At 76.4% G+C, this 19,864-nt stretch carries 15 protein-coding genes and 2 pseudogenes; 12 read left to right on the top strand and 5 right to left on the bottom strand.

Features of this window, described 5'->3' with window-relative positions; translation table 11 throughout:
• Positions 1-101: 101 nt before the first annotated feature.
• The 7 genes and pseudogenes from moeZ to JKP75_RS15055 all read left to right on the top strand — a co-directional run bounded on the left by moeZ (position 102) and on the right by JKP75_RS15055 (position 10,275).
• Positions 102-1,248, top strand: a pseudogene (moeZ, locus tag JKP75_RS24085) (adenylyltransferase/sulfurtransferase MoeZ).
• An 80-nt stretch (positions 1,249-1,328) separates the two neighbouring features.
• Positions 1,329-1,910, top strand: coding sequence for a TIGR03086 family metal-binding protein (locus tag JKP75_RS15080; protein WP_200490519.1), 582 nt, complete (start codon positions 1,329-1,331; stop codon positions 1,908-1,910).
• 26 nt (positions 1,911-1,936) lie between these two features.
• Positions 1,937-2,320, top strand: coding sequence for an MGMT family protein (locus tag JKP75_RS15075; RefSeq protein WP_309229888.1), 384 nt, complete (start codon positions 1,937-1,939; stop codon positions 2,318-2,320).
• A 4-nt stretch (positions 2,321-2,324) separates the two neighbouring features.
• Entirely contained in the window at positions 2,325-3,068 is a 744-nt protein-coding gene (locus JKP75_RS15070; RefSeq protein ID WP_200490520.1) for a biosynthetic peptidoglycan transglycosylase, read from the top strand.
• A 69-nt stretch (positions 3,069-3,137) separates the two neighbouring features.
• Complete coding sequence (locus tag JKP75_RS15065) at positions 3,138-6,326, top strand: ATP-dependent DNA helicase (protein WP_200493200.1); 3,189 nt, start codon at positions 3,138-3,140, stop codon at positions 6,324-6,326.
• The gene (locus JKP75_RS15060) at positions 6,323-9,739 is read left to right on the top strand and encodes an ATP-dependent DNA helicase (RefSeq protein WP_200490521.1); all 3,417 of its coding nucleotides are present in this window, start codon (positions 6,323-6,325) and stop codon (positions 9,737-9,739) included. The genes JKP75_RS15065 and JKP75_RS15060 overlap by 4 nt, the downstream gene beginning before the upstream one ends.
• A gap of 41 nt (positions 9,740-9,780) precedes the next feature.
• On the top strand, positions 9,781-10,275 hold the full coding sequence (locus tag JKP75_RS15055) for a GNAT family N-acetyltransferase (RefSeq protein ID WP_200490522.1): 495 nt from the start codon (positions 9,781-9,783) through the stop codon (positions 10,273-10,275).
• Positions 10,276-10,278: 3 nt separating this feature from the next.
• Here JKP75_RS15055 and JKP75_RS15050 read toward each other — a convergent pair whose 3' ends face one another.
• Positions 10,279-11,124, bottom strand: coding sequence for an alpha/beta fold hydrolase (locus tag JKP75_RS15050; protein WP_200490523.1), 846 nt, complete (start codon positions 11,122-11,124; stop codon positions 10,279-10,281).
• Between JKP75_RS15050 and JKP75_RS15045 the strand changes: the two are divergent.
• Positions 11,123-12,490 (top strand): annotated as a pseudogene (locus JKP75_RS15045) (M20/M25/M40 family metallo-hydrolase); the annotation flags it as partial. The gene JKP75_RS15050 and the pseudogene JKP75_RS15045 sit on opposite strands and share 2 nt — an antisense overlap.
• 293 nt (positions 12,491-12,783) lie before the next feature.
• On the opposite strand, the gene JKP75_RS15035 reads toward JKP75_RS15045, so the two are convergent.
• Positions 12,784-13,572, bottom strand: a complete 789-nt coding sequence (locus JKP75_RS15035) for a putative protein N(5)-glutamine methyltransferase (protein ID WP_200490526.1) — start codon at positions 13,570-13,572, stop codon at positions 12,784-12,786.
• Between the two features lie 55 nt (positions 13,573-13,627).
• Between JKP75_RS15035 and JKP75_RS15030 the strand changes: the two genes are divergently transcribed.
• The 4 genes from JKP75_RS15030 (at position 13,628) to nudC (ending at position 18,303) form a co-directional block, all read left to right on the top strand.
• Entirely contained in the window at positions 13,628-14,521 is an 894-nt protein-coding gene (locus JKP75_RS15030) for a DUF2510 domain-containing protein (RefSeq protein ID WP_309229887.1), read from the top strand.
• A gap of 145 nt (positions 14,522-14,666) precedes the next feature.
• A complete protein-coding gene (locus JKP75_RS15025; protein ID WP_200490527.1) occupies positions 14,667-15,977 on the top strand; it encodes a pitrilysin family protein in 1,311 nt (436 codons plus the stop codon).
• Positions 15,974-17,335, top strand: coding sequence for a pitrilysin family protein (locus JKP75_RS15020; protein WP_200490528.1), 1,362 nt, complete (start codon positions 15,974-15,976; stop codon positions 17,333-17,335). Before JKP75_RS15025 ends, JKP75_RS15020 begins: the two co-directional genes overlap by 4 nt.
• Entirely contained in the window at positions 17,332-18,303 is a 972-nt protein-coding gene (gene nudC / locus JKP75_RS15015) for an NAD(+) diphosphatase (protein WP_309229886.1), read from the top strand. The genes JKP75_RS15020 and nudC overlap by 4 nt, the downstream gene beginning before the upstream one ends.
• Here the strand turns inward: nudC and JKP75_RS15010 are convergent, their stop codons facing one another.
• From JKP75_RS15010 to JKP75_RS15000, 3 genes are all read right to left on the bottom strand, one after another.
• Positions 18,304-18,855 carry a uridine kinase gene (locus JKP75_RS15010; RefSeq protein WP_309229885.1) on the bottom strand — a complete coding sequence of 184 codons (552 nt, stop codon included), beginning with the start codon at positions 18,853-18,855 and terminating at the stop codon, positions 18,304-18,306.
• A gap of 95 nt (positions 18,856-18,950) precedes the next feature.
• Positions 18,951-19,430, bottom strand: a complete 480-nt coding sequence (locus JKP75_RS15005) for an ANTAR domain-containing protein (RefSeq protein ID WP_309229884.1) — start codon at positions 19,428-19,430, stop codon at positions 18,951-18,953.
• A gap of 100 nt (positions 19,431-19,530) precedes the next feature.
• Positions 19,531-19,797 carry a mycoredoxin gene (locus JKP75_RS15000; RefSeq protein WP_200490529.1) on the bottom strand — a complete coding sequence of 89 codons (267 nt, stop codon included), beginning with the start codon at positions 19,795-19,797 and terminating at the stop codon, positions 19,531-19,533.
• Between the last annotated feature and the right edge of the window lie 67 nt (positions 19,798-19,864).

Below are 19,864 nucleotides of genomic sequence, written 5' to 3'. Positions count from 1 at the left end.
CGGGAAGGAACTCGGCTGGCACGCTGTTGCTGCACGTGTTCGACGGGTCCCCTCGCGGGCCGCTGTCCACCGAACGAGGAGCAACCGTGTCCCTGCCACCGCTGGTGGAGCCCGCCGCCGACCTGTCGATCGACGAGGTCCGCCGCTACAGCCGCCACCTGATCATCCCCGACGTGGGCATGGACGGGCAGAAGCGCCTGAAGAACGCCAAGGTGCTCGCCGTGGGCGCCGGCGGTCTCGGTTCGCCGGTGCTCATGTACCTGGCCGCGGCCGGCGTCGGCACGCTCGGCATCGTCGAGTTCGACACCGTCGACGAGTCCAACCTGCAGCGCCAGATCATCCACGGGCAGTCCGACGTCGGCCGGTCCAAGGCGCAGAGCGCGCGGGACTCCATCAAGGAGATCAACCCGCTGATCGACGTCCGCCTGCACGAGACGCGGCTGGACAACGACAACGTGCTGGAGATCTTCAGCCAGTACGACCTGATCGTCGACGGCACCGACAACTTCGCGACGCGGTACCTGGTCAACGACGCGTGCGTGCTGCTCCGGCAAGCCCTACGTCTGGGGCTCGATCTACCGGTTCGACGGCCAGGTCTCGGTCTTCTGGAACGAGCACGGGCCGAACTACCGCGACCTCTACCCCGTCCCGCCGCCGCCCGGCATGGTGCCCAGCTGCGCCGAGGGCGGCGTGCTCGGCGTGCTGTGCGCCACGGTCGGCGCCATCCAGGCCACCGAGGCGGTCAAGCTGATCACCGGCATCGGCGACACGCTGCTGGGCCGGCTGATGGTCTACGACGCCCTGGAGATGACCTTCCGCACGATCAAGGTGCGCAAGGACCCCGAGGGCGAGCCGATCACCGAGCTCATCGACTACGACAACTTCTGCGGCGTCGTGTCGGTCGAGGCGCAGGAGGCGGCGGCCGGCTCGACGATCACCGTCGACGAGCTCAAGGACATGATGGACGCCGGCAAGGACTTCGACCTGATCGACGTCCGCGAGCCCAACGAGTACGAGATCGTCTCCATCCCGGGCGCGCGGCTGATCCCGAAGGACGAGATCCTCTCCGGCCGAGCGCTGGCCGAGCTGCCCAACGACAAGCCGATCGTGCTGCACTGCAAGACCGGTGTGCGCTCGGCGGAGGTGCTCGCCGCGGTCAAGGCGGCCGGCTTCAAGGACGCCGTGCACGTCCAGGGCGGCGTGACCTCCTGGGCCACGCGCATCGACAAGACGCTGCCCACGTACTGATCCCGCAGGGCGCTCCGGAGGCCCGGCACCGCACTCCCCCCGGGGAGGCGGGCCGGGCCGACGTCTTGTTGACTGGCGTCATGGCCGACTTCTCGCCCGTCGAGCTGCTCGAGCTGTTCCAGCGCGCGCAGGCGCAGTTCACCGACCGGGTGGACGCGGTCGAACCGGGGCAGTGGGAGGACGAGGCACTGCCCGGCTGGACGGTCGCCGACCTCGTCGCCCACCTGATCAGCGAGCAGCTGTGGGCCGTGCCGCTGCTGTCCGGGGAGCCGTTCGCGGAGGGCCGGTTCCCCGACGACACCGGCGACCTGCTGGGCGACGACCCGCTCACCGGCTGGGAGACCGCCGCCGACGGCGCGCTCACCGCCTTCGCCGCCGACGATGCGCTGCGGCGCACCGTGCACCTCCAGCGCGGGCCGACCCCCGCGGGCCAGTACATCCTCGAGATGACCGCCGACCTGACCGTGCACGCGTGGGACCTGGCGCGGGCCACCGGAGGCGACACCCGGCTCGACGCCGAGCTGGTCACCGCGGCGCTGCTGCTGGCCGAGCAGCTGCCGGCCGACGGCGTCCCCGGCTTCTTCGACCCCCCGCTCGACGTGCCGGCGTCGGCCGCCCCGCAGACCCGCCTGCTCGCCCGGTTCGGCCGCAAGGACCGCTAGGCCGCCCGACCGGGCACGATGCGTCCGTGGACGACGGCGTGCTCGACGTGGACGAGGCCGTGTTCGACGCCGTGGAGCGGATCCCGCCCGGGCGGGTGAGCACCTACGGCGCCATCGGCCGGCTCGTGGGCGTCGGCCCGCGCCGGGTGGCCCGGGCGCTCAGCTCGGGCGGGGGAGCGGTGCCCTGGTTCCGCGTGGTGCGGGCCGACGGCAGCGCCGCGGAACCGGTTCGCGCCCGGCAATTGGAACTGCTCGCGACCGAGGGCGTGCCGGTGCGCAACGGCCGGGTCGACCTCGCCGCCGTCGCCTGGCCCGACCGCGACACGGACGTCCTCCCCAGGGATGACGCCGCATCGACCACGATCATCGACCGGGACGACGCGGGAGGACGCGGTCGCACGATCGGATGAGGGGGTGGAGACGACGACCAGGCAGCGCAGCACCCCCGTTCCGCGGACCGCCCGGTGGGGACGGCGCGCCCGCCGGCTCGTCGTGGGCCTCGCCGTCCTCGCTGCCCTCCTGCTGGGCACCGCCTGGACCGCCACCCCCGGGGTCGGCGACGCGCGGTCGCGGGTGGACGCCCGCCTGGCCGCCCATGCCGGGACGCCGGTCGAGGCCGAGGTGCCCCCGCGGATCGCCGCAGCCCTGCTGGCCACCGAGGACAGCCACTTCGCCGACCACATCGGCATCGACTGGCGCGGCGCCCTGCGCGCGCCGCTCGGGCTGGTCAGCGGGCGGGACCACGGCGGCTCCACCCTGCACCAGCAGCTGGCCCGGCTGCTGTACGAGGACGGCGCCACCGATCCGATGGCCAAGGCGCGCGCCGTCGTCCTGGCGGTCAAGATCGACCGCGGGTGGAGCAACCTGGACATCCTGCGCATGTACCTCGACGCCGCGTACTTCGGGCACGGCTTCTACGGGGTCGGGGCCGCCGCGGAGGGATACTTCGGGCGCACCCCGGCGGAGCTGGACTGGGCGCAGGCGACGGTGCTGGTCGGCCTCGTGCAGGCGCCCAGCGCCTACGACCCGCTGCTGCACCCGGAGCTGGCGCGGTCGCGGCAGGGGCACGTGCTGAACCGGCTGGTGGCGGTCGGCACGCTCGACCGGGCCGATGCCGACGCGATCGGCCGGGAGCCCTGGCGGCTCGTCGAGGGCTGACGGCCCCGCCGTTCCGGGCCGGGTCGCGCCCGTCCCGGAACTGTCGGTCGGTCGTGCTTCCATCGAGAGGTGGCTCAGGGGGGAACGCCGGTCTACCGGCTCGTGCAGCGCGAGGCGCCCGCGTCCGCCCGGCCGCGGCTGGACCCGACGCAGCAGTCCGTCGTCGCCCACCCCGCCGGGCCGCTGCTGGTGCTGGCCGGACCGGGCACCGGCAAGACGACGACGATCGTGGAGGCGGTCGCCACCCGCATCGAGGCCGGGGTGGACCCCGAGCAGATCCTGGTCCTCACCTTCAGCCGCAAGGCCGCCGCCGAGCTGCGCACCCGCATCACCACCCGCGTCGGGCAGACGATCCGCGAACCGCTCGCCCGCACCTTCCACTCCTACGCCTACGGCGTGCTGCGCCGGGCGGCGCTGCTGCGCGGCGACGCCCCGCCCCGGCTGCTCACCTCCGCCGAGCAGGACGCGGTCATCGCCGAGCTGCTGCGCGGGGACGTCGACGAGGACGGCGCGGTCCGCTGGCCGCCGGACCTCGCGCCCGCGCTGGGCACCGAGGGCTTCCGCACCGAGCTGCGCGAGCTGCTGCTCCGTGCGGTCGAGCGCGGTGTCGTCCCCGAGCAGCTCGCGGCGTGGGGCCGGGAGACCGGCCGCGACCACTGGGTGCACGCCGCCGCCTTCCAGGAGCAGTACGAGGCGGTCACCGCCTTCTCCACCTTCGGTCGCGGGGACGCCTCCGGTTACGACCCGGCCGAGCTGGTCCGCCAGGCCATCGCCGAGCTGGACGGCGATCCCGAGCTGCTCCGCCAGGAGCGCGAGCGGGCCCGCTGGCTGTTCGTCGACGAGTACCAGGACACCGACCCGGCGCAGGTCGAGCTGCTGGCGCTGCTCGCCGGCCGCGGCGGCAACCTGGTCGCGGTGGGCGACGCCGACCAGTCGATCTACGCCTTCCGCGGCGCCGAGCCGCGCGGGATCACCGAGTTCCCCGACCGGTTCCGGCACACCGACGGGCGCCCGGCGGCCCGGCTGTCGCTCGGTGTCTCGCGGCGCTCGGGTGCCGAGCTGCTCCGGATCGGCCGGCAGGTCGCCGAGGGGCTGCCCGGGCCGTGGGAGCACCGGCGCCTGACGGCCGGGCAGACCGACGACCCCGGCGCCGCCGAGGTGCACGTGTTCGGGTCCGCGTCGATCGAGGCGGTGTACCTCGCCGACCGGCTGCGCCGCGCCCACCTGCTCGACGGCGTGCCCTGGTCGCAGATGGCGGTCGTCGTACGCACCGCCGCCGCGCTGGGCCCGCTGCGCCGGTCGCTGGCGTCGGCGGGCGTGCCCATCGGCGTCTCCTCCGACGACCTGCCGCTGGCCGGCCAGCCCGCGGTCGCGCCGTTCCTCGGGGCGCTGCGGGCCCTGCTGCCCCGGCCGGGCACCGACGCCGCAGACGGCGTCGTCACCGGGCTGGACGAGACCGCCGCCGAGTCGCTGCTCGCCTCGCCCCTGGGCGGGGCCACCGTCCTCGACCTGCGCCGGCTGCGCCGCGCGGTCCGGATCGAGCTGGCCCGCCGCGGGGTCGACGCCGCCGAGCGCGGCGCCCCGCTGGCCGCGGTCCTGGAGGACGACGGCCTGCTGGCGGCCCTGCCCGACCACGTCGCCCGGCCCGCGCGGCGGGTCGCGGGCGTGCTGGGCGCCGGCCGGTTCGCGCTGGCCCAGGACGGCACCGCCGAGGACGTGCTGTGGGCGATGTGGCAGGCCAGCGGGTTGGCCGGCGCGTGGGCCCGGGCCAGCGCCGCGGGCGGCCCGCCGGGTGCGGTCGCCGACCGCGACCTGGACGCCGTCGTCGCGCTGTTCGACGCCGCCGCCGGCTTCGTCGACCGGCTGCCGCGCGCCGACGTCCGCGCCTTCCTGGCGCACCTGTCGGCGCAGGAGCTGCCCAGCGACACCGGCGCCGCGCGGGCGGCCGCGGGGGAGACGGTCCGGCTGCTCACCGCGCACGCCGCCAAGGGCCTGGAGTGGGACCTCGTCTGCATCGCCGGGGTGCAGGAGGGGGTGTGGCCCAACCTGAGCGAGCGCTCCTCCCTGCTGGGCGCCGAGGTGCTCGTCGAGCGGGCCGCGGGGATCGACGGCGCGTCGGTCGACCGGCGAGCGCTGGCCCTGGCGGAGGAGCGGCGGCTGTTCTACGTCGCGGTCACCCGAGCCCGCCGCCGGCTGCTGGTCACGGCCGTGCAGGGCGCCCTCGACGGCGCGGACGCCGGGGCCACCGCCTCGCGCTTCCTCGACCTGGTCGAGCCGCCGCCGGAGGAGGGGCGCCCGCTGACCGAGCTGCCCCGCTCCCTGACGCTGCCGGCGCTGGTCGCCGAGCTGCGCCGCGCGGTCACCGATCCGGCCACCCCGGCCCCGCGCCGCTCGGCCGCGGCGTCGGTGCTGCGCCGGCTCGCCGACGAGGGCGTGCCGGGCGCCTCGCCGCGGCACTGGTGGGGCCTGGCCGCGCTGTCCGACGACGCCCCGCTGGTCGCCGAGGACGCCGACGTGCGCGTCCGCCCCTCGCACATCGAGACCTTCCAGCGCTGCCCCCTGCGCTGGGTGCTGGGCGCCGTGGGGGCCGAGGCCTCGCCGGACTCCACCCGCACGGTCGGCACCGCGGTGCACGCCGTCGCCCAGCAGGTGGCCGAGGGGTTGCCGCCCGCCGAGGCGCCGGCCGCGCTCGACGGCGAGCTGGACCAGCTCGACCTCGGCCCGGGCTGGGCCGACCAGCGGCAGCGCTCGGCGGCGCAGGACATGCTGGCCCGTTTCCTCCGCTGGCACGCCGCCAACGACCGGGAGCTGGTCGGCGTGGAGGAGAACTTCGACGTGGTGGTCGGCCGGGCCCGGCTGCGCGGTCAGGTCGACCGGCTCGAGCGCGACGGCGAGGGCCGGCTCGTGGTGGTCGACCTCAAGACCGGCAGGACGGCCGCGAAGAACACCGAGGAGCACGGCCAGCTGGCCGCCTACCAGGTGGCGGTCGCGGCCGGCGGCTTCGGCGAGCACGGTGCGGTGCCCGGCGGCGCGGCGCTGCTGCAGGTCGGCAGCGGGGCGAAGGCCAAGGAGCAGCACCAGCCGCCGCTGCCCGCCGACGTGCCGGTGGCGACGACGTGGGCCGGCGAGCTGATCGCCGAGGTGGGCGAGGGGATGGGCGCGGCGACCTTCGAGGTGCGCACCGGCAGCCACTGCGCCCGCTGCCCCGCGCGGCGCAGCTGCCCGATGCAGGAGCCCGGCCGGCAGGTGACGGGATGACCCAGCTCTCCTTCGACGACCTGGCCGGCGACGGGGCGCCCGAGCCGGCGGAGCCCCGGCGGCTGCTCACCCCGGCCGAGGTCGCGGCGCGCTGCGGGCTGTCGTACGCCCCGTCGGCGGAGCAGGCCCGCGTCGTCGAGGCGCCGGCCGACCGGCCGCTGGTCGTCGTGGCCGGCGCGGGCTCCGGCAAGACCGAGACCATGGCCGCGCGCGTCTCGTGGCTGGTGGCCAACCGGGTGGTGGAGCCGGAGGAGATCCTCGGTCTGACGTTCACCCGCAAGGCGGCCAGCGAGCTCAACGAGCGGGTGCACCTGCGGCTGGGCGCGCTGGCCCGCCACCCCGACACCGAGCCCGGGCTCCGCGACCGGCTGGCCGTCGCCCAGCCGACCGTAGCCACCTACCACGGCTACGCGGCCGCGCTCGTCGCGGAGCACGGCCTGCGCATCGGCGTGGAGCCCGGGGCGGGGGTGCTGGGCCCCGCCATGTGCTGGGGGCAGGCGGCGACCGTCGTCTCGTCGTGGACCGGCGACATGAGCGACGTCCCGCTCACCCCGCTCACCACCGTCGAGGACGTGCTCGCGCTGGCCGCCGAGATGGGCGAGCACGACGTCAGCCCGGAGGCGCTGCGCACCTGGACGGCGCGGCTCGAGGCGCGGATCGCCGGCTACGCGGACGCGCCCAAGAAGCGCGGGCCGTACGCGGCGGTGACCGAGATGCTGGCCCGGCAGAAGGCGCGGGTCGCGCTGCTGCCGCTGGTGGAGGCGTTCGAGGCGCGCAAGCGGGCCATGGGGTCGATCGACTACGCCGACCAGGTCGCCCACGCCGCGCGCATCGCGGTCGCCGCCCCCGAGGTCGGCCGCCGCGAGCGCGCCCGCTGGAAGGTCGTGCTGCTCGACGAGTACCAGGACACCAGCGTCGGGCAGCTGCGCATGCTCGAGGCGCTGTTCGGCGGGAGCACCGGGCACCCGGTGCTGGCCGTCGGCGACCCCCGGCAGTCGATCTACGGGTGGCGCGGGGCGTCGGCCGGCACCATCGAGCGCTTCGACCGCACGTTCCCGGGGCGCGGGCGGCTGCGCGCCCAGCGGCTGACCCTGGCGACCAGCTGGCGCAACGACGAGACGGTGCTCGCGGTGGCCAACGCGGTCTCCGCGATGCTGCCGCCGCCGGCGCACCCGCTGCCGGACCTTGCGCCGGCGCCCACCGCCGGCCGGGGCGCGGTCACCGTCGGGCTCTACGACACGATCGCCGACGAGACCGCCGCGCTCGCCGACCGGCTGGCGGCCATCTGGCACGCGAAGGACCTGACGGCCGGTCGGCCCGAGTGGGCCCCGGAGGGGTCCGCGCAGGGACGACGCAGCGGCTCCACGGCGGAGGGGGACGGCTCCTGGCCGCGGGGTCGTCCGGAGGACGACGAGGTGCGCCGCCGCCCCACCGTGGCGGTGCTGGCGCGCACGCGCAAGCAGCTGCCCGGCATCGCCGCCGCGCTGCGCGAGCGCGGCCTGCCCGTCGAGGTCGTGGGCCTGGGCGGGCTGCTCGAGGTGCCCGAGGTGTCCGACGTCGTCGCCACGCTGACCGTGCTGGTCGACCCGACCGCGGGCGACGCCCTCGGCCGGCTGCTCACCGGCGCCCGCTGGCGGATCGGGCCGCGCGACCTCGCCGCCCTGGAGGCGCGCGCCCGCGCGCTGGTGCACGCCCGCCGCCCGGCACCCCCGGCCGGGGAGGCGGGCGACGCGACGGGAGCGGTCGTGGAGGCGCCGGTCGAGCGCGGCTCGATCGTGGAGGCGCTGGACGACCTCGGCGACGCGGCGGACTACTCGCCCGACGGGCACCGGCGGCTGCGCCGGCTGGGCGCGGAGCTGGCGCACCAGCGCAACCGGCTCGGGGAGTCGCTGCCCGACCTCGTCGACGAGGTGGCCCGCACCCTCGGCCTCGAGACCGAGCTGGCCAGCGCGCCCGAGGCCAGCCCCGCCGGCGCGCGCGCCCACCTCGACGCGCTGCACGGCGTCGCGGCCGAGTTCACCGAGCTCGCCGACCTGCCCTCGCTGCCGGCGTTCCTGGGCTACCTGCGCGACGCCGAGGAACGCGAGCGCGGCCTGGAGCCCGGCGAGGTGGCGGTCAACCCCGAAGCAGTGCAGCTGCTGACCGGCCACTCCGCCAAGGGCCTGGAGTGGGACGTCGTCGCCGTGCCCGGGATGACCGTCGACCAGTTCCCCTCGAAGAGCAACGCCAGCGACTCCTGGATCAAGGACCCCGGCGCGGTGCCCGCGGAGCTGCGGCTCACCGACCGCGCCGAGCTGCCCGCGCTGACGCTGCCGGTGCCCGGCTCGGGTGACCAGGCCGCGGTCCGTGACGCGCTCGAGCAGTACGTCTCGGACTGGAAGGACTTCGGCCGTGACGAGGAGATCCGGCTGGGCTACGTCGCGGTCACCCGCGCCCGGCACCTGCTGCTGTGCTCGGGCAGCTGGTGGCGCGACGGGGTGAACCCGTGCGGCCCGTCGGTGCTGCTGCACACCGCCCGGGAGGTGTGCGAGGCCGGTGCCGGGGAGGTCGTGCACTGGGCGCCGGCACCCGAGGACGGCGTCACGAACCCGGCGCTCGAGGAGTGGCCGATCGGGAGCTGGCCGGCCGATCCGCTCTCGGCCCGGCGGCGCCGCGCGCTCAGCGCCGCCGCCGAGCTGGTGGAGGCCGCCGCGCCGCACCCGCTGGACGCCGCGCTGGCGCTCGGGGACGACGACCCGCTGGTGGCCTCCTGGGTGCGCGACGCCGACCTGCTGCTCCGCGAGCGGGCCCGCCACGCGGGCTCCACCGTCGAGGTGCCGCTGCCCTCCCACCTGTCGGTCTCCGCGCTGGTCACGCTGCGCCGCGACCCGGCCGAGCTGGCCCGCCGGTTGCGCCGGCCGATGCCCGCCGCGCCCGCGCCGCAGGCCCGGCGCGGCACCGCGTTCCACACCTGGCTGGAGGAGCGGTTCGGCGCCGCCCGGCTGGTCGACCTCGACGAGCTGCCCGGCTCCGGGGACGAGTTCGCGGCCCCCGACGCCGCGCTCGCCCAGCTCCAGGAGGCGTTCCTGGCCAGCGAGTGGGCCGACCGCCAGCCGCTCGAGGTCGAGGTGCCCTTCGAGACGCCGCTGGGCCCGCTGACGTTGCGCGGGCGGATCGACGCGGTGTTCCGGCGCGAGGACGGCGGCTACGAGGTGCTCGACTGGAAGACCGGCCCGCCGCCCACCGGCGCCGAGCTGGCCGCGGCCGGCGTCCAGCTCGCCGCCTACCGGCTGGGCTGGTCGCGGCTCACCGGCGTGCCGGTCGAGCAGGTGAGCGCCGGGTTCCACCACGTCGCCGCCGGGCTCACCGTCCGCCCCGTCGACCTGCTGGGGGAGCAGGCGCTGCTGGACCTCGTCACCGGCGCCGGCACCTGACGCCGCCGCAATCCGGTTGACCGGCTCGGGACAGTGGGCGCGTGACCCCGACGATCCGCCCGCTCGCCGGCTGCGACGTCGACGCCGTCGTGGACCTCTCGCTGCGCGCGTGGGCGCCGGTGTTCGAGTCCATGCGCGCCGTCATGGGCGAGGCCGTCTTCGCGCACCTCTACCCCGACTGGTCCGCGATGCAGGCCGCCGCCGTCGCAGGCGTCGTCCGGGACGCCGGCACGCGCAGCTGGGTCGCCGAGGAGGGGGACGCGGTGACCGGCTTCGTCGCCGTCGTCCACCACGACGAGACGCACGGGGAGCCGAACAGCAGCGAGGTCGAGATGATTGCCGTCGACCCCGCCGCCCAGCGCCGCGGCACGGCCGACGCCCTGCTCGCCCGGGCCGTCGAGGAGATGCGCGCGCACGGCTCGGTGCTCGCCGTCATCGCCACCGGCGGCGACCCGGGGCACGCCCCCGCCCGGGCGGCCTACGAGAAGGCCGGCTTCCGGCCGTTCCCGCAGCTCCGCTACTACCGGATGCTCTGAGTCTCAGCTCGAGGCGACGCGGTCCAGGATCGCGGCCGCCAGCTGCTCGGGCGCCTGCTCGGGGATCCAGTGCGTGATCCCCGGGAGCGTCACCATCCGGTAGTCGCCGCTGACGAAGCCGGCGCAGGCATCCGCGGCGGTCGAGCCGATGGCGACGTCGGCGTCGCTCCACACGTAGGTGGTCGGCACCTCGACCGGGTCCAGGCGGGTGCTCGAGCTCATCGCCCGGTACCAGTTCAGTGCCGCCGTCAGCGCGCCCGGCGCGGACAGCACGCTCACGTACTCGTCGACCGTCTCGGGCGGGATGCCGCTGTTCTCGACGTCGTACATGCCGCGCAACCGGCGCGCGCCGTCGGCCAGCAGCACCTCCTCGGCCTTGCCCTCCTGCCAGAACAGCCGGATGTAGGCCGAGCGCTCCTTCTGCTCGGGGTCGACGCGGAAGGCCGCGGTGTAGGCGGCCGGGTGGGGCACCGACACCGCGGTCAGCGACCGGACCCGGTCGGCGTGCCAGGCCGCCAGCGTCCAGGCCACGTTCGCGCCCCAGTCGTGCCCGACGACGTCGGCGACCGGGATGGCGAGCGCGGTCATCAGGTCTGCGGTGACCTGCGCCAGGTTCTGCATCGTGTAGGCGTCCACGTCGCCCGGGCGGGCGCCGGGGGAGTAGCCCAGCTGGTCGGGGGCGTAGGTGCGCAGCCCCGCCCGGGTCAGCAGCGGGGTCACCGCCGCCCAGCAGGCCGAGGTCTCCGGGAAGCCGTGCAGCAGCAGCACCGGCCGCCCGTCCTCGGGACCGTCGACGCGGACGTCGAAGGTCAGGTCGCCGACATCGGTGCGCAGCAGTTCTCCGGCCATGCCCCCGGACGCTAGCCGGGAGCCGGTGATGCCGCCCACGCCGCTACCGTCGCCCAGCGTGACCAGCAGCCCGGAACGCGCCTTCGTCTCCGCCCACCTCGACGACCTGCACGCCGACCTCGACGCCTGGCTGCGCATCCCGTCGATCTCGGCCGACCCGGCGCACGCCCCGGACGTCGCCGCCAGCGCGGAGTGGCTGGCCGAGGCGCTGCGCCGCACCGGGTTCCCGACGGTGGAGATCTGGCCGACCGCCGGCGCGCCCGCGGTCTTCGCCGAGTGGCCCAGCGCCGACGCCGGCGCCCCGGTCGCGCTGGTCTACGGGCACCACGACGTGCAGCCGGTCGACCCGCCGGAGCTGTGGGTGCACCCGCCGTTCGAGCCCACCGTGGTCGAGGGCGAGCACGGGCCCGAACTGCACGCCCGGGGCGCCATCGACGACAAGGGCAACGTCGCCTTCCACCTGCTCGGCATCCGGGCGCACCTGGCCGCGACCGGCCGGGACACCCCCGCGGTGACGGTGAAGCTGCTGATCGAGGGCGAGGAGGAGTCCGGCTCGCCGCACTTCGCCGCCCTCCTGCAGGAGCGCCGCGAGCGGCTGGCCTGCGACGTCGTCGTCGTCTCCGACACCGGGATGGCCGCCCCCGACGTCCCCAGCGCCGTCACCGCCATGCGCGGCCTGGCCGACGCCGAGATCACCCTGCGCGGTCCGGCGGTCGACCTGCACTCCGGCTCGTTCGGCGGCGCCGTGCCCAACCCGCTGCACGCGATGGCCGAGCTGCTGGCGGAGCTGCACGACGAGCACGGCCGGGTCACCCTCCCCGGGTTCTACGACAAGGTGCGCCCGCTGTCCGAGCGCGAGCGGGCGCTCATGGCCCGCGTCCCGTTCGACGAAGCCGCCTGGCTGGCCGGCCCGGCCGCCTCGCGGGCCACCTACGGCGAGGCCGGATACAGCACCCTGGAGCGGACCGGCGCCCGACCGACCGCCGAGGTCAACGGCATGTGGGGCGGCTACACCGGGCCCGGCCACAAGACGATCATCCCGGCCGAGGCGCACGCCAAGGTGACCTTCCGGCTGGTCTCCGACCAGCGCCCGGAGGACATCGGCCCGCTGCTGCGCGCGTGGCTCGAGCAGCACGTGCCCGACGGCATCGTCGCCGAGGTGCACACCCCGCCGGGCGGAGTCGCGCCCTGCGCAAGCGACCTCGACTCCCCGGCCATGGACGCGCTGCTGCGCGCCATCGGCCAGGCCTTCGACACCGACCCCGCCGACGTGCTCTTCACCCGCGAGGGCGGCAGCGGCCCGGAGGCCGACCTGGTCGAGGTGCTCGGCGCGCCGCTGCTGTTCCTCGGCGCCGGCCTGCCCACCGACCGGATCCACTCGCCCAACGAGCGGGTGCTGCTCTCGATGCTGCACCGCTGCGGCCGAGGCCACCGCACACCTGTGGCGGGAGCTGGCCGCCCAGGCGCGCTAGGCCAGCGGGTCCACCCGGCGCAGGAACGAGCGGCTGGCCAGGTGGTGCGACAGCGGCTCCCGGTGCTCGCCGCACGCCAGCCAGACCTTCTCCCGGTCCGGGGTGTGCAGCTTCGGGTTGTTCCAGACCAGGGCGAAGGCGGCCGGGGCCGAGCAGCCCTTCGCCGAGCAGATCGGCGCGTCGTCGCTCACCCGGCCAGTCTCGCCCCCGCGGCCCCGACGACGACGGTCGCCCCCCGCTGGTCGTCGGTGACCACCCGCGGGCGCAGCCCGGCGGCGGACAGCGCGGCGACCGCGGCCGGCACCTGCGCCTCCCCGGCCTCGAACAGCAGCGCGCCACCGGGCGCCAGCCACGCCCCGGCGCCGGCGACGACGCGGCGGGCCACGGCCAGCCCGTCGTCGCCGCCGTCGAGGGCGGTGCGCGGTTCGTGGTCGCGCGCCTCCGGCGGCATCAGCGCCAGCGCGGGGGTCGGCACGTAGGGCACGTTGGCCGCGAGCACGTCCACCCGGCCGCGCAGCTCCTCGGGCAGGGCGGAGAACAGGTCGCCCTCGTGCACCGGGACGCCCGGCAGGTTGACCCGGGCGCAGCGCACCGCCACCGGGTCGACGTCGGCGGCGTGCAGCACGGTGCCCGGGTGCCGGGCGAGCAGGGCGGCACCCACCGCGCCGGAGCCGCAGCACAGGTCGACGACGACGGCGCCCGGCCGCACCAGCGCCGCTGCCTCGCGGACCAGCAGCTCGGTGCGCCGCCGCGGCACGAACACCCCCGGCCCGACGGCGATCCGCAGGCCGTCGAAGGCGACCCAGCCGATCAGGTGCTCCAGCGGCTCGCCGGCCACCCGGCGGGTCACCAGCTCCTCGAGCCGCGCGGGGGAGCCGGCCTCCGCGACGAGCAGCGCCGCCTCGTCCTCGGCGAACACGCAGCCGGCCGCCCGGAGCCGGTCGACCACGGCGGACGGCGCCGGTGCGACGTCCACGGCGACCTCCTCGAGTTGCTGACGGCACGCTACGCGCGCGGCCTAGGGTTGCCCCGTGACCTCCGACGGCCCGCAGCTCCCGCCGCCGGGGTGGTACGCCGACCCCGACGGCTCGCCGGGGATGGTCCGCTGGTGGAGCGGGTCCGCGTGGTCCGACGTCGCGACCCCGGCCGGCCCGGGCGTCGCCGTCCAGAGCTCACCGGTCCTCACCCCGCAGCGCCCGGCCGCCCCCGAGCCGCCCGCGTGGACCCCGCAGCCCGCGACCGGCTCGGCCCGGCCGCGCCGGGCCGCGTGGGTGGTCGCCGGCGTCCTCGGCGTCGTGGTGGCGGTGATCCTCGCGCTCGTCGTCGGCACGGGGGGCGACGAGGACCCCGTCGCCGCCCGCGACCCGCAGCCCCCGACCGCCCAGCAGCCCCCGGGGCCGACCTTCGCGCCCGGGACGGTGCGGATCATCGACCAGGAGGCCGGCATCGCCTACCCGTACCTGGGTGACGGCTGGCTCGAGTACGGCATGGCCGACATGGCCGAGACCAGCAGTGTCGCCGGCCAGTACTTCACCACCCAGGAGGTCACGCCGGCCGGCACGTTCATCGCCCAGGTGACGTCCGGGCCCCTGGTCGAGGAGTTCGGCTACGCGGGCCCCGGCAGCCTGGCGCCGACGGTCGCCGCCGTGGCCGACAGCGTGCGCGTCAACTACTACCCGCAGCCCAACGAGCGCCGGATCCTGCGCGACGAGGCGCGCACCGTCGACGGGCGCGAGGCGCACCTCCTGGAGTTCCAGCTCGCCTGGGACGTCGAGGGCTACGACGCCTCGGGGGAGCGGGCGGCGCTGCTGCTGATCGACGTCGGACGCCCCGCACCGGCGCTGCTCTACATCTCCATCCCCAACACCCACGCCGAGCTCTACGGCGTCATCGACCGGCTGATCGACGCCGTCGACGTGCTGTGAGGCCCCTCGCGACGATCAGGTGACCTGATCGTCGAGCGTCCTCCCTCACCGTGCACCGGAAGGGTGGACGCCCTACCGCGAGGGAGGACGGCGGAGAGGCCCACCGCACGGCGGTCCACGGCTGCGCCGCATTACTGTCGGCGGCGTGACAGCAGCCGGAACCGAACTGACCCTCAGGCACCCGGTCGAACGGTTCACCCTGGACAACGGGCTGCGCGTCGTGCTGGCCCCGGACACCAGCGTGCCCGTGGTCGCGGTGAGCGTCTTCTACGACGTCGGCATGCGCAACGAGCCGGAGGGGCGCACCGGCTTCGCGCACCTCTTCGAGCACATGATGTTCCAGGGCTCGGCGCACGTCCCGAAGATGGAGCACGCCCGCCTCGTGCAGGCCGCCGGCGGCACGTTCAACGGCTCCACCCACCAGGACTACACGAACTACTTCGAGGCGCTCCCGGCCGAGGCGCTCGAGCGCGCGCTGTTCCTCGAGGCCGACCGCATGGCGGCGCCGGCCATCACCGAGGAGAACCTCCGCAACCAGATCGACGTGGTGAAGGAGGAGATCCGGGTCAACGTGCTGAACCGGCCCTACGGCGCCTTCCCCTGGCTGCAGCTGCCGCAGGTCGCGTTCGAGAGCTTCGCCAACACCCACGACGGCTACGGCTCGTTCGTCGACCTGGAGTCCTCCACCGTCGACGACGCCACCGACTTCTTCTCCACCTACTACGCCCCCGGCAACGCCGTGCTGTGCATCGGCGGCGACCTCGACGTGGCCGAGACCGAGCGGCTCGTGCAGCGCTGGTTCGGCCCCGTCGCCGCCCGCGAGGTGCCGCCGACGCCGCGCACCGGCGAGCCCGCGCCCACCGGGGTGCGCTCGGCCGTCGTCGAGGACCGGCTGGCGACGGCGCCGGCCGTGGCACTGGGCTGGCGGGTGCCCGACCCGGTCGCCCGCTTCGACGAGTACCTGGGCAGCGTGCTGCTGGCCGAGCTGCTCAGCGAGGGCGACGCCTCGCGGCTGGAGCGCCGGCTGGTGCACGACGACCGCACCGCCATCGCGCAGAGCAGCTACGTCGGCCTGTTCGGCGACCCCTTCGACGTCCGGGACGCCACCCTGCTCACCACCCAGGTGCACCACCCGGCCGCGGTGCCGGTCGAGCGGGTCACCGCCGCGGTGCACGAGGAGATCGCCCGGATCGCCTCCGACGGCGTCCCGGCCGACGAGCTGCGCCGGGTGCAGGCCCGCACCGAGGCGCAGCTGCTGCGCCAGGCCGACTCCGTGCTCGGTCGCACGCTGGCCTTCGCCGCCGCCGAACTGGTGCACGGCCGCGCGGAGCTCGCCGGCGAGCTCGCCGCCCGGCTCGCCGCGGTCACCCCCGACCAGGTGCAGGGCGCGGCCCGAGCGCTCGATCCCGGCACCGTCGCGGTGCTGGAGCTGCGCCCGGCAGGAGGACGGCAGTGACCGCCACGCTGGACCTCTCGCTGATCCCGCCGCTGGGCGCGCCCCGGCCGCAGCCGGTCCCGGCCGCGACCGAGACCACGCTGGCCAACGGCCTGCGCGTCGTCGTCGTCCCGCGCCCGGGCGTGCCGCTGATCGAGCTGCGCCTGCGGGTGCCGTTCGCCGCTCCGGACCTCGACACCGCCGAGCAGCACTCCGCCGAGGCCTCGGTCCTCTCCGGCGCGGTCCTGCTCGGGACGGCGTCGCACGACCAGACCGGCATCGCCCAGCTGCTGCAGGGGCACGGCGCGGAGATGTCGGTGTCGGCCGACAGCGACCGCCTGCTGTTCGGCACCACGCTCCTGCCCGACGGGCTGCGGCCCGTCCTCGGGGTGCTCGCCGAGCTGCTCACCGCCGCGACCTACCCCGCCGAGGGGGTGGAGGGCGAGCGCGACCGGCTGGTCGAGCGGATCACCATCGCCCGGTCCCAGCCCTCGGTCCTCGCCCGCGCCGCGCTCAGCGCGCGGCGCTACCCCGGGCACCCGTACGCCATCTCGCTGCCCGACCCGGCGGCGGTGGGGGCGGTCACCGGCACCGGCCTGCTCGAGCTGCACGCGGCCCGCGTGCTCCCGGCCGGCAGCACCCTCGTCCTCGTGGGCGACCTCGACCCCGCGGGCGCGGCCGACGCGGTCGCCGAGGCGCTGGCCGGGTGGACCGCCGGCGGGACCGCCCTCGAGTCGGCCCCGGCCGCGGCCCGGCACGACCCGGTGCTCGAGCTGGTCGACCGGCCGGGCGCGGTGCAGTCCAACATCCGGCTCGGCGGCCCCGCACCCGGCCGTACCGACCCCGACCTCGCCGCCGTCCGGCTGGCGGCCATGGTCTACGGCGGTTACTTCTCCTCCCGGCTGGTGGAGAACATCCGCGAGCGGCGCGGCTACAGCTACAGCCCGCGCAGCGCGGTGGAGCACCTGGCCGCCGCCTCCTCGGTGCTCGTCGAGGCCGACGTCGCCACCGAGGTGACCGGCCCGGCGCTCATGGAGACCGTCTACGAGCTCGGCCGCATGGCGCTGACCCCGGTCACCGAGGCCGAGCTGGACGCCGCCCGCCGGTACGTCCTGGGCAGCATGGCGCTGTCGACGGCGACGCACGCCGGCCTGGCCAGCACCCTCGCGGCACTGGTCGGGGCCGGGCTGCCGGTGGGCTGGCTCGCCGAGCACCAGCAGGCGCTCGAGGCGGTGACCGTCGACCAGGTGCAGGACGTCTCCCGCCGCTACCTCGCGCCGGGTGCGCTCACCGCCGTCGTCGTCGGCGACGCGGAGGTGGCCGAGGCCCAGCTGGCCGTGCTCGGCCCGCTCACCGTCCGACGGGAGGCGCAGGCGTGAGCGCCCCCGCCGGCGGCCTGCCCGCGAACGACCCCGACCGCATGCGCGGCGCCTCGGCGGCCTGGCCCGTCGGCGCACCGCCGTCGTCCGGCTCGGTGCCGGTGCTCTCCCGGGTCGCGCACGACCGGGCGCACCTCGCCCGCGCGCTGCCCGACCCGACCGGCGGCCGCCCCGTCCGGGTGCTCACCGTCGACCGGCACCGCGCCGTCCCGGTGCGCGAGACGCCCGGTGGCCCGGAGCTGCTGTGGGACGAGCGGCCGGAGCTGCCGACCGGTGCGATCTTCCTCGGCGAGGCCGACGGCGTCCCGTACGCCGCGGTCCGCGGCGAGCGGGCGCTGACCGTGAGCGGTCGGCCGGTCGACTCCTGGGCCGGGCTGCGCGACCTGGGCACGGTGCTCGGCGACCTCGACGCCGGGCTGCTGGTCCAGGCCATCGGCATGGTCGAGTGGCACGAGCGCAACCGGTTCAGCCCGCTGACCGGCGCGCCGACCACCGTCGAGCGGGCCGGGTGGGTGCAGCACGACCCCACCACCGGCACCGACATCTTCCCGCGCACCGACCCCGCCGTGATCATGCTCGTCCACGACGGCGCCGGGAACGTCGTCCTGGGCCGGCAGGCGATCTGGCCGCCGGGGCGCTACTCCGTGCTGGCCGGCTTCGTCGAGCCGGGGGAGTCGCTCGAGGCCGCGGTGGCCCGCGAGGTCGCCGAGGAGGTCGGCCTGCAGGTCACCGACGTCCGGTACGTGGGCAGCCAGCCGTGGCCGTTCCCGCAGTCGCTCATGCTGGGCTTCGTCGCCCGCGCCGAGTCCGCCGGGGAGCTCGTGCTGGACCCCACCGAGATCGAGGAGGCGCACTGGTTCTCCCGCGAGCAGCTGCTCGCCGGGGACGGGCTGTCCGCCCTGCCGCCCGCCGTGTCGATCGCGCGGAACATCATCGACCGCTGGCTGACCGGCGAGTTCGACGACTAGTCAGGCCCAGCGGCCGCCGAGCACCAGGGCCGGCCGGTCGGCGTGGTCGGCCAGCACCACGGCGTCGGCCAGGGCGACCGGGTCCACCTCGTCGTCGTAGCGGTCGAAGGCCGGCAGCACCCACGCCTGGTCGGCCGGGACCCGGCGCCGGCGGGCGGCCGGGGCGACCCGCAGGTGGACGACGACGTCGAAGGCCAGCCCCACGCCCTGCAGAAGGGTGCCGGGCACCAGCAGCACCCCGCCGGGAGGTGCCGGCGCGGGGCGGGCGCGGACGGCGCGGTCGCGCACCAGGTCCCACAGCTGCGGCAGGTAGCGGCCCGAGCCGCCGGGCCCCACCGGGGCGAGCACCTCGCGGGTCAGCGCGCCTGCGTCCAGCCAGTCGGTGTACCGGGCGTCGGGATCGGTGCGGCCGTGCTCCAGCCGCAGCGAGGCCGGGCGGTAGAACCCCTCCGCGGGGACGACGACGGCGGCCCGGCCCAGCGCCGGCAGCCGCTCGGCGACCGCCGCGGCCAGGTGCCCGGGGGAGGCGAGCTCGGGCCCGTCGACGGCCACGCGCAGCGCGGTGGCGCCCGGTTCCGGGAGCTCCGCGGCGAGCAGCTCGGCGAGCCGGTCGGCCAGCGCGGCGGGGGTGAGCGGTTCGGGGCGGCTCAGGACCGGCCGTCCGCCGCGGCCAGCGGCGCCGCGGCCGCCCGCGGGGGAGCGGCGACGTCGGGCGCCAGCGAGTCGAGCACCTCGCGCGCCAGCTCGGCGACGGGCCGGCCCTGCGAGCGGGCGTCGCGGCGCAGCCCCTCGAACGCCGCGCGGGCGCTGGCGCCCTGGCGCTCGGCGAGCACGCCGATGGCCCGCTCGGTGGCGACCCGCGCGGCGAGCGCGTGCTCCAGCTGGGCGACCGTGCGCTCGAGGGCGGCGATGCGCAGCGCGGCCTCGTCGACGACGGGCTCCACCGCGCCGATGGGGACCACGGCACCCCGGGCGGAGCGGCGGGCCGAGCGGTCCGGCTCGGGCACGGCGCCGAACTCCTCGGCGATCAGGTCGGCCAGCGACATGCCCTCGACGACGTCCCCCACCGGGTCGCTGCCCGCGGCCGAGCGCACCACCCAGCCGGTGGGCGTCCGGGTCAGCGCCACGGGCGCCGACGGGTCGGGGGAGCAGCCGGCCGGGTCACCCGGCCCTGCGATCGGGCGCGCGGGCCCGTCGGAGGGCCGGGGACCGGGGATCACGTCGTCGTCACGCCCCCGCGACCGCGGCCAGCTGCGCCTTGACCTGGTCGATGCTGGGGTTGGTGAGGGCGGTGCCGTCGGAGAAGAGCAGGGTGGGCACGGTGCGGTTGCCACCGTTGGCGTTCTCGACCAGGTCGGCCGCCTGGGCGTCCTGCTCGATGTCGACCTCGGCGAAGGAGATGCCCTCGAGCTGCATCAGCTTCTTCAGCCGGACGCAGTACCCGCACCACGTGGTGGTGTACATCGTCACGGCGGTGCTGTCGGTCGTGGTCATCGGGTCGAGTCTCCCTGCTAGGAACGGGCCGGTCCACCCCCGGGAAAGGTGCACCTCGTGTGCTGGT

This window comes from Blastococcus sp. TML/M2B, from assembly GCF_016612865.1.
In the GTDB taxonomy this organism is placed as follows: Bacteria; Actinomycetota; Actinomycetes; order Mycobacteriales; family Geodermatophilaceae; genus Blastococcus.
This window is presented reverse-complemented; position numbering and strand designations above follow the sequence as displayed.